8 protein-coding genes are annotated in these 13900 nt (G+C 53.5%); 2 read left to right on the top strand and 6 right to left on the bottom strand.

Annotated features, from left to right (window positions below; translation table 11 throughout):
* Positions 1 to 100 precede the first annotated feature (100 nt).
* From RDM26_RS03815 to RDM26_RS03790, 6 genes are all read right to left on the bottom strand, one after another.
* Positions 101 to 3595: a proline dehydrogenase family protein gene (locus tag RDM26_RS03815; RefSeq protein ID WP_307737712.1), complete on the bottom strand. Its 3495-nt coding sequence runs from the start codon at positions 3593 to 3595 to the stop codon at positions 101 to 103.
* A 169-nt stretch (positions 3596 to 3764) separates the two neighbouring features.
* The gene (putP, locus tag RDM26_RS03810) at positions 3765 to 5456 is read right to left on the bottom strand and encodes a sodium/proline symporter PutP (protein WP_307737711.1); all 1692 of its coding nucleotides are present in this window, start codon (positions 5454 to 5456) and stop codon (positions 3765 to 3767) included.
* Positions 5457 to 5863: 407 nt separating this feature from the next.
* Positions 5864 to 6448 carry a 2-C-methyl-D-erythritol 2,4-cyclodiphosphate synthase gene (gene ispF, locus RDM26_RS03805; protein ID WP_307737710.1) on the bottom strand — a complete coding sequence of 195 codons (585 nt, stop codon included), beginning with the start codon at positions 6446 to 6448 and terminating at the stop codon, positions 5864 to 5866.
* Positions 6449 to 6561: 113 nt separating this feature from the next.
* The gene (locus RDM26_RS03800; RefSeq protein WP_307737709.1) at positions 6562 to 7596 is read right to left on the bottom strand and encodes an NUDIX domain-containing protein; all 1035 of its coding nucleotides are present in this window, start codon (positions 7594 to 7596) and stop codon (positions 6562 to 6564) included.
* Positions 7597 to 7719: 123 nt separating this feature from the next.
* The gene (locus RDM26_RS03795; protein WP_307737725.1) at positions 7720 to 9873 is read right to left on the bottom strand and encodes an RNA degradosome polyphosphate kinase; all 2154 of its coding nucleotides are present in this window, start codon (positions 9871 to 9873) and stop codon (positions 7720 to 7722) included.
* Positions 9874 to 10486: 613 nt separating this feature from the next.
* Positions 10487 to 11110, bottom strand: coding sequence for a hypothetical protein (locus tag RDM26_RS03790; RefSeq protein WP_307737708.1), 624 nt, complete (start codon positions 11108 to 11110; stop codon positions 10487 to 10489).
* A gap of 282 nt (positions 11111 to 11392) precedes the next feature.
* Between RDM26_RS03790 and RDM26_RS03785 the strand changes: the two genes are divergently transcribed.
* Both RDM26_RS03785 and htpX read left to right on the top strand, forming a co-directional pair.
* Positions 11393 to 12829 carry an FAD-dependent oxidoreductase gene (locus RDM26_RS03785; protein WP_307737707.1) on the top strand — a complete coding sequence of 479 codons (1437 nt, stop codon included), beginning with the start codon at positions 11393 to 11395 and terminating at the stop codon, positions 12827 to 12829.
* Positions 12830 to 12938: 109 nt separating this feature from the next.
* Entirely contained in the window at positions 12939 to 13823 is an 885-nt protein-coding gene (htpX, locus tag RDM26_RS03780) for a zinc metalloprotease HtpX (protein WP_307737706.1), read from the top strand.
* Positions 13824 to 13900: the final 77 nt, after the last annotated feature.

Genomic DNA, 13900 nt, shown 5'->3' with positions numbered 1-13900 from the left:
CGGTAGTCCGTAAAACGTGCGGGGGAAACTTTTGCGGGGGTTGGGAAATATTTCCCAACCCCCGCAAGGCATTTATTTAGTTATGGAACTACCGCAGTGCCTAGATTTTCACCTGCTCCGAAAGTGGAGTGTGATTACCGAAGCGGTGGTTAGTGAAGGCTACTGCCTGTTCGCGAACAAATGGGATCATTTCTACTCGTCCACAAGCAGTCACCGGATGCGACCAGACCGCCACATTCACATTTCCGTTAACTGCTTCATTGACTGCCTTAACATCTCCACCGATTAGGCGGATACGTCCATCTAGTCCGGCACCGGCGGCCCAGGCGGGCAGACGGTCACGGAAGGCCTGATCGGACTCGACTTCGTAATCGATGTGCTGTACTCGCAGGTACTGGAGCAGTGCGGAGTCTGGTTCTTGCGGCATCGATACCGAGACTTGAGAACCAACGGCGCGACCGGCAGCTGCCAGCATTAACACCTGAGAAGCGTCCTCTCCTTCGGATAGGCGGATAAGTACCGGCAGTGGGCGGTAACGCAACACGTTACGTTCAACCCGCAGATCCGAGGGGTCATGTCCGATAGCGAACTCGCTGTCCAGAGCCTGCTGTGAAGAACGCAGCGAGGACATTACGAACTCTTTGTTGGAGTCCAAAGAGCGCGCTACTTTCGCGGCTTCAACCAAGGCGCGGTTGCGCAGCTCCACGTCCTCGTTTTCCGGAATACCATCGGCTTCCCATTCGCCTAAACCGAACAGATAGGACGGGCCGCCAGCTTTCGTACCCGCCCCAATCGCGGAGTTCTTCCAACCGCCGAAGGGCTGACGGCGCACGATAGCGCCGGTGATACCGCGGTTGACGTAGACGTTACCGGCCTGTACGCGATCTAGCCACAGGTTGATTTCATCGGCATCCAATGAGTGCAAACCAGCGGTCAAACCGTAGTCGGTAGCGTTTTGGATCTCGATGGCTTCTTCCAGGGTGTCACAGCGGATAATCCCGAGAATCGGACCGAAGTATTCGGTCAGGTGGTATTCACTGCCCGGTTGTACCCCAGCACGAATGCCGGGAGTCCATAGTTTCCCGGATTCATCAAGCTGCTTGGGTTTGAGCGCCCAATGCTCTCCCGGTCCCAAAGTGGTTAGGCCGCGCAGCAGCTTCCCCTTTGCGGGAGTACACAGCGAACCGGTTTGGCTGGAGGGGTTGGAGGGGTAGTCCACAACCAGGGAACGTACACCGTCAAGTAGCTGACGATGAACCCTTTCGGAGTATCCGACTGAACCGACCAGGATGGCCAGGGAAGAAGCGGAGCACTTTTGCCCACAGTGGCTAAACGCAGAGTTAATAATATCTTTAACCGCCAGGTCTAGATCCGCCGAGGGGGTGACGATAATAGCGTTCTTACCAGAGGTTTCCGCCAACAGCCCCATATTGTTGTCCCAGGAACGGAACATCTTGGCGGTGTCGATCGAACCAGTCAAGATCACGCGATCTACTCGCTCATCAGCCATCAGGTTCTTGCCGAGTTCCCGATTGCCTAATTGGACAAACTGTAGAACCTCACGCGGAACTCCCGCTTCCCACATAATCTGGGCAAGCAGCGCGCCCGTGCGGCACGATTCTTTGGCCGGCTTGAAGATCACTGCCGAACCTGCTGCCAACGCCGAAACGGTCGAACCAGTAGGAATAGCGATCGGGAAGTTCCAGGGCGGGGTCGAAACCGTTACCCGTGCCGGCTGGAACTTAGCGCCCGCTTGCTGTTCTAGCTCCAGGCACTGCTGCGCGTAGTAGTGGCAGAAGTCCACGGCCTCCGATACCTCGATATCGCCGCCATCTAGGGCTTTGCCACATTCTGCGGCCGCAATCTCCATCAGCTTCGCCCGGTTTTGGCTCAATAGCACGCCAACGCGGTGAATAATCTCGCTGCGTTCCTTAGCGGGACGTGCTGCCCACACTTCGGCGGCCGCGGCTGCTCCAGCCAACATTTGATCTAGCACCTTAGCATCGGAAACGGTAGCTTCCTCAACCTCTTTAATCCCAATCTGGCAATCGGGAATCGCCTTTACGATTTGGCGTGACCATTCGATGTTTTCCGGTAGCGAAGGATCAGAATCCGGAGTGTTTTCGAAAGTCCACTCCCCATCCTTTTGTACGAAAGATTTAATATCTTCAGCCGTCTCGGTGAGACGATTTTGCTGGCGTACCGGGCCGACCTCGACGTCGTAGACCCGCTCTAAGGCGCGCCTAAAACGCTGCTCTTCCTTGTGGAGCACATTGGCGTCATCCAGATCAAAAATATCAGACATAAAGTTCTGATCCAGCGAGTTTTCTTCCAGCCGCCGCACCAGATAGGCAATGGCCACGTCGTATTCTTCCGGATTAACTACCGGCACGTAGAACAGGAGGTGACCGGTGTCCTCGGCTACTGCCTTGGACTGGGGAGAAGCCATTCCGGTCAGCATCTCGAACTCTACGCCGCCGGACTCTAACACTCCCCGCTCATGTGCCAGTTCGTAGGCAAAGCCCACGGTGAACAGGTTCATTCCAGCCACGCCGATTTTAATGTTGCGAGTGTGCTCTTTAGTCAGGGCGTAGTCCAACACCTTCATATAGTTAGAGTCGGTGTCTTGCTTGCTCTTTTGGGTAGTGAGTTTCCAGCCACGCTCACGAGAATCAACGGTTTCCATCGACAGGTTCGCGCCCTTAACTACGCGAACTTTGATCCTTCCGCCCCCATTGGCTACGCGCCGCGCTGCCCATTCTTGCAGGTTCTGCATTGCGGGGAGGGCGTCGGGCAGGTAAGCCTGTAACACGATGCCGGCTTCCAGCTTTTCTAGACCGGGGGTTTCCAGAATCTTCTTGAATACATCAATGGTCATATGGAGGTCTTTGTATTCTTCCATATCCAGGTTGATGAACTTCTTTGGTTCATAGGAGTTGGCGCGGCGATATAGCGGCAGGAGAGCCTTTACGGCTCGATCGACCACGTGATCATATGCCCAAGGATTGTGAGGGCCGGTGACTGCAGATACCTTCAAAGATACGTATTCAACATCTGGACGTTCCAGTAGCGCCATGGTGTCGGTGAGCCGCTTATTAGCCTCTTCATCACCCAGGATGGCTTCACCCAGCAGGTTCATATTGAGCCGCATTCCGCCTTGCTTTAACCGCTCAATCGCCGGTCCTAGTTTGGCATCAGATACGTCCAGAACCAGATCCCCGACTAGTTTCGCGAACACAGTGCGGGTAATGGGAATAACCATTTTAGGTAGCAGCGGAGCCATTGCGCCGCCCACCTTAAAGGGTAAACGCAGGTACCAGGGCAGGAAGCTCACGGACGAGGACGAGAGACGGTTTAGCTCCTCAGCGGCGACTTTAATGTCCTCGGGGCGAATAACCCCGTCAACAAAGGCAACGGTGAAGTCTAGACCTGCTTGATCTTCGAGCACCTGGGACAAGAGTTTGGCTGCCCGATCTTCCGGGTATTTCTCAGACTCTCGTACCCATTTTTGGGCACGAGCAACCGCCAAATCCGCTAAGTGACGGCAGTCGCCGGTTTCCCCACCAACTTTGGGGGGAGCCACGCTTTCTGACATTTGTTTGCGTCCTTTCTTAGGAAACTGTTAATAGGTATCGATCGCACCTAAGGCGTAGAGAGCCGAGCTGTATAGTAGCTCGACCCTCTACGCACTTATATGTTCAAGGTAACACTAGATGCGTGGGCGTGTACCCTGATTTAGGGGACTTTTTTCCTAGAGTCCACTTTTATTTGCTGGACTTGTCTGTAGTCAGCGATTCCTCCCCCGCTACCTGGGCAAACGGAACGGTAGTAATAGGAGTTACGGAGCGACCTTTCAGAGCCGAATTGATTTCATCTTGTGAAGCGTGAGCGAGCTTGACCGACAGATCGAACTCCTCATCGATTTCGGCATTCGGCTTGTAGGTGGCGCGGGAAACCAACCAAGATACCAGGAGGTTCAGCAAGAACCCAGGCAGGATCTCGTATACCTGGAAGATCATCGGTAAGGTATCGGGCAGGTTGCCCCAGATACCCACGGTAATAGCGCCCACGGCCATACCGGCTGCCGCACCCTGCCAGGTGTATTTACGCCAGTAGAGGCTGAGTACAATTACAGGACCAAAGGCGGCGCCGAATCCTGCCCAGGCGAAGGATACCAGTCCCAGGATCGAATCAGTGCGGAACCAGGCAAAGAAAGCGGCGATAACCGAAATCGCTAAAACCACCATCCGGCCGGCATTGATACCCTTGGCGCCCAGCAAACGGCGCTTCTTGATACCGCGGTAGATATCTTCTACTACTGCAGAGGAAGTCACCAGCAGCTGTGAAGAAACGGTAGACATGATGGCGGCCAAAATAGCAGCCAACATAAAACCGGCTAGTACCGAGGGGAAGAGCTGTTGACCCATCACCAGGTAGATACTTTCTTGCGGATTCTGTTTCACCAGTGCCAAGGCTTCTTTGATTCCAGCGAGACCGTTTTCGGACAGGGCACGCCCGATTAGGGCGGTCAAAGTGGCGCCCAAAACGCACAGGAACATCCAGCCGATGCCCAGGCGACGAGCCGAAGTTGCTTCCTTGGGCGAGCGTAATGCCATGTAGCGCACGATCACATGGGGCATACCTACATAACCCAGACCCCAGGCCAAGCCGTTAAGGATGGACAGTTTACCGGCCGCTCCATCACCTACTATGGAGAACATATGTCCTTCCAGGCCGTTCAGGGTGTCGGTCATTACTCCAAAGCCACCTAGGGCAACTATGCCGAAGATTGGTACTAGGAGCAGGGCGATTAACATCATAATGCCCTGTACCATATCGGTCCAGGAGACAGCTAGGAACCCGCCTACCAAGGTGTAGAGGATGACTACGCCGGCTACGAGCACCATGCCTACGTGGTAGTTGACATGGAAAATAGATTCGAAGAACACCCCACCGGACACCATGCCGCTGGCTACGTAGATGGTAAAGAAGAAAAGAATAATAATCCCGGCTACCAGCTGGAGAATAAACTTATTGTCCTTTAGTCGCGCAGACATGAAGGAAGGTACGGTAATCGAATCTCCCGCTATTTGCGAATAGGAACGCAAGCGAGGAGCTACCCATTTCCAGGCGCACCAGGAGCCGATCAGCAAGCCGATAGCAATCCAAGATTCAACTAAACCGGTTAAATAGAGTGCCCCGGGCAGTCCCATCATTAGCCACCCTGACATATCTGCGGCTCCCGCAGAGAGGGCGGCGACTAGGGGAGGTAAGGAACGTCCACCAACCATGAAGTCATCCATGGTTTGAGTGCGGGTGTAACCATAGATACCAATCAGAATCATGGCTACGAAATAGATAACCATTGCAATGGCGATACCGCTGGTGCTTCCGCTGCTAATAAAATCTGCCGCACCGACGGTGGGCATCAGTAATGTTGAGAATGTAGTTATCATTTGCTCTCCATTGGGGTTAATGCCGATACTTTCGACTTCGAAACATATTATCTTGCTGTCAAGCAAATCACAATATCCCCCGGGACTTTAGGTATGTGAGAGCTAGAGATCCTTTTTGCTATATTTGGGGTAAAAGGCCAGGAAAATCCCGGTTTTAAGCGCATATTTATTAAGTATTTTTTTCTAAAAAAATCTAGGCCTTAAGACCTGTATTGCTATGATGCAGGTCACTAAAAACCTAAAAAGCTGGCTTCAAAAAGCTTGGAAAGACAAAATTCGCCGAGCGTATTTTTACTAACTTGCTTTTTTCTTTACCTTCGGAGGAGAGTTATTTTCACCAACCCGGGAGCGCAGGCATATCGACAGCTTGCCTAGAGAGGGTCAGAGTATTTCTCAGATCCCGGCTTTCAGTTCAAGTTAGTTAGGGGATAAACCAGCGCGGTAGCTATGGCTGCCGCTCCCTCCCCACGGCCGGTGAAACCCAACTTGTCCGAGGTAGTCGCAGAAATCGATACCGGTGCCCCTACCGCTTCCTCCAGTACAGCGCGCGCCTGTTGATAACGCTGCCCCATCCGGGGGCGGTTCGCGATCACTTGGACCGCGGCGTTTCCCAGTCCCCACCCGGCCTGATGAATAATCTCCATAGTGGCTGCCAGTAGCTGGGTGCCGCTGGCACCTTTCCACTCGGGACGGTCAGTACCAAAATGGGTACCCAGATCCCCTTGACCAGCAGCTGATAGAATCGCGTCACACAGAGCATGAGCCGCAACATCGGCATCCGAATGTCCTTTAAGCGGGGGCTCTCCCGGCCAAGAAAGTCCAGCAACCATGCAGGGACGAGCAGCCGAGCTGGGGTCTTTGGGTTCGGCAAAAGCGTGAACGTCGCTACCGATGCCCACTCGCGGTAGTAGGCAGGGAGCGGAATTATTATCCGTACTAGGGGGATTGCTAGCCGAAAAATCCGGGCGGACAGAGGCGCGGGAATTGTTCATGTCCTCAGTTTAGCGATCGTGGTTCCCTTGCGAGTCACGGTTGCCTGACAGTAATAAAGCCCGATGGTATCCACAAGGCCTAGGGACACTAAAATATCTCACCGCTAAAACCCCTAGGGATCTAGGCGAAATACCTCCAGGTCAACAATTCTCGGCTCCGGGTAATCTGCCATATGTACGATTAGCATTCCCGCGGTTTTTAAATAGGGGTCATCCTGGGGCAGCAATCTGCCTAGATGGTTAGGGGTGAGCGGTGCTAGCTCCCCGATAATCCCCGGAATCGTGGGACGATGTACGCAAATTGCCAAGGGAGCGGCCGGCTGACCTTGCTGACTTTCCGAAAGCAATCCCCGGATTATCCCTCGCATCCGCGAGGGATCTTCCCGATAGGCGTCCTCGGTGAAGGAAGCCTCCGTTTTTAAGGTAGTGCCCGAAAGCGTGGCATAAGGGGCGACCGTGGCCACGCAGCGGCGCCACGGCGAAGTTATTATCTGATTGATACCAAAGGCAGAAAGCGCGGGAAGTAGGCGTAACACTTGCGAGGAGCCGCGCCTCGAAAGCGGCCGGGTCATTTCGTTACCCTCCCAATGGGAGCGTTTAGTGGCTTTAGCGTGCCGGAGCACCGCCAGTGTCCGAGTGCTCAAAGTACGTTCCGCCAGTCGGGTGAGCAGTTCTTCCAGCAGGCGTCGATCCCCGCGGCGAGTCAGCAGGCGCATCGCTTTGCGCGCACCCACCCATTGTGACTTATCAATTTCCTTGCTCGGAGCTGGGGGAGCCAGAGGGCGCGCCCGCAAAGTTTCCGCGGGAACATCTGGGAATCCTACCCAGTAATAAACTTCTTTGGTCACTCCCGATCCCAAACGGTAACGCTGCACGGTCAGCGGCGCTCCTAGGCGAATCGGAACTCCAGTTTCCTCTTCAACTTCGCGTACCGCGGTTGCAGGGATTGCTTCCCCGGGTTCGCGTTTGCCTTTGGGCCAAGACCAGTCATCATAGCGGGGACGATGTACAATCAGCACCTCTATGTCCTGGCGCTGGGCGGGGATGGAAGTGCCGGGAATTGGGGTGGCTCCCTCTCGCAGACGCCACACTAGTGCGCCTGCGGAACGTACTATCCGCATATGCGGTGGCTTAGGTCGAGCCGTCATGGTAGCAACTTGCCTTTCTCGTAATCTGTCTCTATTGTCTAACAAATTACTTATAAGGTCATTTCCCCAGGTAAAAAGGGTGGTAACTGTTCAACATGAAGAGTTAGATGGACGATCAGCCGTTTAGCGTCCTTTCATCCGCGAGTTAGCCTTGTTAATTAGGTACTCTTGAATGTCCATAAGGGGCGAGCCATCTTTGCTATTAATATGTCGCCGCCAAGTACCGTCCCGGCGTAAATGCCAAGAAGATACTGCTGGAGAGGCCTGAAGCTTCACCAAATCCATTAGTTCCGCGGTCATATCAGGATCTTTGATCCTAATCAAAGCCTCCACCCGGCGATCTAAGTTGCGGTGCATCAGGTCAGCTGAACCGATCCAAACCTCTGGTTGTCCGGCATTTTCAAAAGCGTAAATACGCGAATGCTCCAGAAAACGCCCCAAAATGGAACGCACTCGGATATTTTCCGATAGCCCACGTACCCCGGAGCGAATCGTGCAAATCCCGCGCACCACAATATCTATCGGTACCCCGGCCTGACTGGCTCGATAGAGAGCATCAGTTACCGCCTCGTCTACCAGGGAGTTTACTTTAATCCCGATATAGGCGGGCAAGCCTTTGCGGTGATTGTCTACTTCACGTTCAATGCGTTCAATAATGCCCGGGCGGATAGAGCGCGGAGCCACCAGCAGGCGATGGAAGGAAGTGCGGGGCGCATAACCGGATAGCTGATTGAACAGGCGAGTAAGGTCTTGGGCTACCTCGCGATCGCAGGTAAGCAACCCCAAATCCTCGTATCCGCGTGCTGTCTTGGGGTGATAGTTGCCGGTGCCCACATGGCAGTAACGGCGCAGGCCGTCGGCTTCTTCGCGAACCACCATCGACAGTTTGCAATGGGTCTTCAAACCTACCATGCCATAGACCACATGTACCCCGGCGCGCTCTAATTTACGCGCCCAGGAAATATTGGCGTCCTCGTCGAAACGGGCTTTGATCTCTACAATCGCCAACACCTGTTTGCCGTTTTGTGCCGCCTCGATCAGGGCAGACACGATCGGTGAATCCGAGGAAGTACGGTACAAGGTTTGTTTTAGGGAACGCACTTTGGGATCCCTGGCGGCGTAGGTGACGAAATGCTGCACCGAGGTAGAGAAGGAATCATAAGGGTGATGCAACAGCACATCGTGACTGCGAATCATGGCGAAAATATCGGTGGGGGTAGCCGATTCTACTTCGGCAAGACCGGCAGCAGTGGCCGGTACAAACTTTTGGTATTTCAGTTCCGGTAAATCTAGTTCATGCAGCTCGTTTAGGCAGCGCAAATCAATTGGTTCCGGTAGAGCAAAAACGTCCTCCATTCCGATCTCTAATTTGGCAACCAGGAAGTCTAATACTGGCCGCGAGATGCCTTCGGCAACCTCTAGGCGCACTGCTGGGCCGAAACGGCGCCGTAGCAATTCTTGTTCCATTGCGGTAAGCAGGTTCTCGGCGTCGTCCTCTTCGACTTCCAAATCCTCATTGCGGGTCAGGCGGAACACGTGATGTTCCAAGATTTCCATCCCGGGAAAGAGGTGATCGAGGTGCGGACCAATTACATCCTCCAGAGTAATGAAGGTGGCTTCCCCGTTAGTATCAATCGCGTCTTCCGGGCTGACCTGGTCTATTGCTTGCTCCACACAGATTAGCCGAGGCAGGCTTTCCGGGATTTTAACCCGGGCAAAATGCTGTTTTCCCGTTAAGGGATTGCGCACTACTACCGCCAAATTAACTGACAGTCCCGAAATGTAGGGGAAGGGGTGTGAAGGATCGACCGCCAGCGGAGTCAGGATCGGGAAAATCTGGCGGCGGAAATACCCGTGCAGAAAATCTTGTTGCTCCGAGGAAAGGTCATTCCAACGCCGCAGTTTGATCCCCACATTTTCTAGTTCGCCTAGCAAAGTGTTTTGCACGAAACCGGCTTGCCGAGCACACAATACTTGGGCGCGCTCTGTCACCAGGTCAAGCACTTGCCGGGGGGTAAGGCCGGAGGCGGCGGTGCGGGCAATTCCGGCGGCAATGCGGCGTTTTAGTCCCGCTACGCGCACCATATAGAACTCATCCAAGTTGGAAGAGAAAATAGTGGTGAACCAGGCGCGCTCTAAGATTGGGAGCCGCTCGTCCTCTGCTTGCTCTAATACCCGCTGGTTGAACTGCATCCAAGATAGTTCCCGGTCCCCGAAACGACCTTTGGGGAGGGGCTTGTCTTGACCGAGGGGACCGGCTTGTGCGAGTTTGTCCATCCCGGGTGCCTCTCGCAAAGTGGAGGGGCTGATTTGGGAAAGATCATCGGGGCCATCGGTTTGGGCGTGACCGCCCGCTAATGCTTCTGTATCGGAATACCTTTGCGCCTTAGATTTGGCTTTTCCTGGGGAATCAGCAGGCTTACTGGCAGCTGCCGGTTTCCCGGTCTTGGCTTTCTTTTCGCTAGCTGGTTTTCCAGCGTTATTTTCCGAGGCAGGAGGCTTACCGGATTTATCGACCTTTTGCCCCCCTATAAACGGGGGTTTTTTATCGGGGAGGGCGTAGTCCGCGTCCTCGTAATCGGTGCCGGGAAACTGTTCAGGAGAGGTTTTTGAAGATATTAGCTCGTCAGCGGTGGCGGTCTCAAAGTTGGATTGTGCCGCTTGCCGGTCTACCTGGGATACTGGTTCAGTTTGCGGGTTTTCTTTATATATCCGGGCAATGTCGGCAGGCGAAGGCACCACCTGGGGGTCCCCTTGCGCATCCTCTTTAATTTTAGCTTTGCCTACTTTAGGTTCTGGCTTGTTGTCAGCTTCCTGTTTGCTGTTCATGCCGATCCCTTCTAATGAATGATTTGGTGACGGTACTGAACTAGTCCGGGTATATTTAGTTCTAGTTTAGGCGATTTACCTTGGCTGCACGCGCTGAAAGCTTTAGGTCGCGCGCGGTTTGTAATAGCGCTTCGGGACGCAGGGTTACCGGATCAGCCAGTTTATCTCGGGCGTCTTTAATCCAGTCAGCACTGACCCCACTGGCCAGTACTTTCAGGAAATCGCTGGTGCGATCTAGCAGCGGAGCCAGCTGATCAATTGAGGTTTGCGTTCGCCAAAGCTCCGCTAGTTTATTCATGAGGGCAAAAACCGATTTTTCGCAATGCTCGCGCGAAAAAACTTCCCCAATTTCAAGAGCTGCCAGCCCCTGCTGGAAGCGTTCATTTACCAGATCTGGATCGCGTAAATACCATTGATACACCAAGTAAAGCCGCCAAAGCGTTCCGGGCAAAGTATTGGCTGGTGAGGCGGACCAGAGTTCACTGACCGTATCTATCCCGCCAGATTCTAGCAGCTGGCGTAAACGTTTAACCTTATCGTCACTTTCTTTTTCGATTCCTAGCAGAGTTTGCGCTACCAAGTGGGCAACCTCCGAAGAGATCGCCCCGTCCTCGGCACCGGGAATGTTTTCTGCCTGCTCGGCATCTAGCATCGCTGGCCTGCGCGGAGTTCTCCGTGTAGTCATTTGTTTCCTCCTTTAATATTCCTATTGTCTCCCATGCATCATTACTTGGGGCAGCTTTGCTTTTATTGCGTGAGTTAGGAGCTAGCGGCGTTCAAAGTAGGGTTTGCCCGTTTCTTCGCCGCTGCTTCCTGCACTCGTGCCTATTAGTAAAAGTGGCTGAGCCAATGTGTGAGACCGCTCAATAAAATGCGAGATAGTCGCTACTCGCGGATAGAATAATTTCAGGTTTGAGGTGCTAAAAGATGGCGCCGCCAGATTGAGTATGTAAAAGGAAGGGTTTTAGTGTCTGACCGTCCGCTTAGTGTCGCTGTAGTTGGAGCCGGCCCCGCCGGCATCTATGCTTCTGATATTTTGTCCAAATCTGGTCTTGACGTAGAGATTGACCTCTTTGAACGTCTACCTGCACCCTATGGATTAGTTCGGTATGGCGTAGCGCCCGATCATCCCCGGATTCGAGCCATTATTACTGCCCTCTACAAGGTCTTGCAGCGCGGTGATATCCGTTTGCTGGCAAATGTGAATGTTGGCGGCGAGGACGCCGATATTACTGTCGATGACCTGCATGAACACTATGATGCGATTATTTTCGCTACCGGGTCTGACCGTGATAAACCGATTGATTTGCCCGGTCAGGATTTGCCGGAATGCTATGGGGCTGCCGATTTTGTTTCTTGGTATGATGGCAACCCGGATTATCCGCGTTTTTGGCCCTTAGAAGCGAAAGAGGTCGCGGTTATCGGGGTCGGTAACGTCGCCCTCGATATTGCGCGGGTAATGGCGAAGCACCCTGCCGATATGCTCAAAACCGAGATTCCGGAAAACGTGGCGAAAGAGCTCTACAAATCCCCGATAACCGATGTGCATGTTTTCGGGCGGCGCGGACCGGCTCAGGTGAAATTCACCCCCTTGGAACTGCGCGAACTCGGGCAGCAGCCGGGAGTAAAAGTTATTGTTTCCGAGGAAGATTTTGAGTTCGATGAAGGCTCGGAGCAGGCGATTGCGGCTTCTAAACAAACCAAAATGGTGGTTGATACCTTAATTAATTACGCTATGGACGAGGACGATAGGGATGCTGATCGCCGTATTCACCTGCATCTATTCTCGGCTCCGAAAGAGATTTTAGCTGATGAGGACGGGCATGTGCGCGCCCTGGTTACCGAGCGTACCCAGCTGAACGGGGACGGAACGGTTTCCGGGACTGGCGAGCTGCGGGAAACTCCGGTACAGGCGGTTTATCGCGCGGTGGGATATTTCTCTTCCCCGATTGCGGGCTTGCCTTTCGATAAGCGTCGGGGAGTAATCCCCAATCAGGAAGGACGGGTCACCGATTTGGAGGGAACTCCTTTGAACGGGATTTACGCTACCGGTTGGGTAAAGCGCGGCCCGGTGGGGCTGATTGGGTCTACCAAGTCTGATGCGCAGCAAACTATCTCCCACCTGGTAGAGGACGCGGAAGCTGGCAAGCTAGTGGCTACCGGGGAAGCGGTGGGTCACGATGCCATGATTGAGCTTCTGGAGCAGCGGGGGGTTCCTTTCTCTACCTGGCATGGTTGGGAACTGTTGGACGAATACGAAAAGCAGCTGGGCGCAGACTTTGGCGAGGTCGAGGGCGGCCGTGGTGAGCGCGAACGGGTCAAGGTAGTTTCCCGCAAAGCCATGAGCGCGATTTCTCGCGGGGAAACAGTTCCGGAAGATTTAATCGGTAAGGACGGCGAATAGTTAGCTCACCTGTCTTTTTATCTTTGGTGAAGCTGCAGGTCTTTGGCAGGAATTTGTCAGTATTTGTGCAGTTTCACCTGTTAGATTGCGGGTAAACCAGGAGGAACAAATGGGCAAGAAACGTATTAGTAATGGCTTGAAAACTGGGCTGCTGTTCGCTGTGATGTGGGCGTTGCTGCTGCTAGTTGGCTATCTGATTGCTTACGGTACCGGCAGTTCCGCTTTTATCTGGATTTTTGCGGCTATCGGGTTGATTTCAACCTTCTATAGTTACTGGAATTCAGACAAGATTGCGATTAGATCTATGAACGCCTACCCGGTGGATCCGGGGAAATATCCGCAAATAGTGCGGATTGTTACTGAGCTTTCGCAAACTGCTGGTCAGCCGGTTCCTCGGATGTATATTGCTCCTACTTCGGCCCCTAATGCCTTTGCTACGGGACGTAACCCCCAAAATGCAGCGGTTTGCTGTACTGAGGGGATTTTACAGATCCTTGACGAGCGTGAGCTTCGCGGGGTTTTGGCGCACGAGTTAATGCACGTCTATAACCGCGATATTTTGACCTCTTCGGTGGCCTCAGCCATTGGCGGTTTAATTACTTCGGTAGCGCAAATGTTGTTTTTCTTTGGGGGAGGGCGCCGCGACGGTGACAATAACCCGCTTGGCGGGTTGGCGATGGTGCTTTTGATGTTGTTAGCTCCGATTGCCTCGATGTTTACCCAAATGGCGATTTCTCGTACACGTGAGTTTGACGCAGATGAGACCGGTGCTGAGCTTGCGCGAGATCCTTTAGCTTTGGCCAGTGCTCTAAAGAAACTTGAGGCGGGAACGGTGGCACGTCCTCTGCAGAGTAATCCGCAAACCGAGAAGGTTGGCTTCATGATGATTGCTAATCCTTTCCGTGGAAAGGGGATGAAGCATCTGTTTTCTACCCATCCGCCGATGGATGAACGGATTGCCCGCCTAGAAGAAATGGCAGGCTACAGCCATTAATTTGGCTATCAACCTAGTTGATCAGGGGTAAGTAGCTTCTAAGCGGCACTTATTTTTCCGGAGGATTTATCCCCCTA

Source organism: uncultured Varibaculum sp., from assembly GCF_902489465.1.
Classification (GTDB): domain Bacteria; phylum Actinomycetota; class Actinomycetes; order Actinomycetales; family Actinomycetaceae; genus Varibaculum.
Note: the sequence above shows the minus strand (reverse complement) of the source record. Positions and strands in the feature narration are given on the sequence as shown.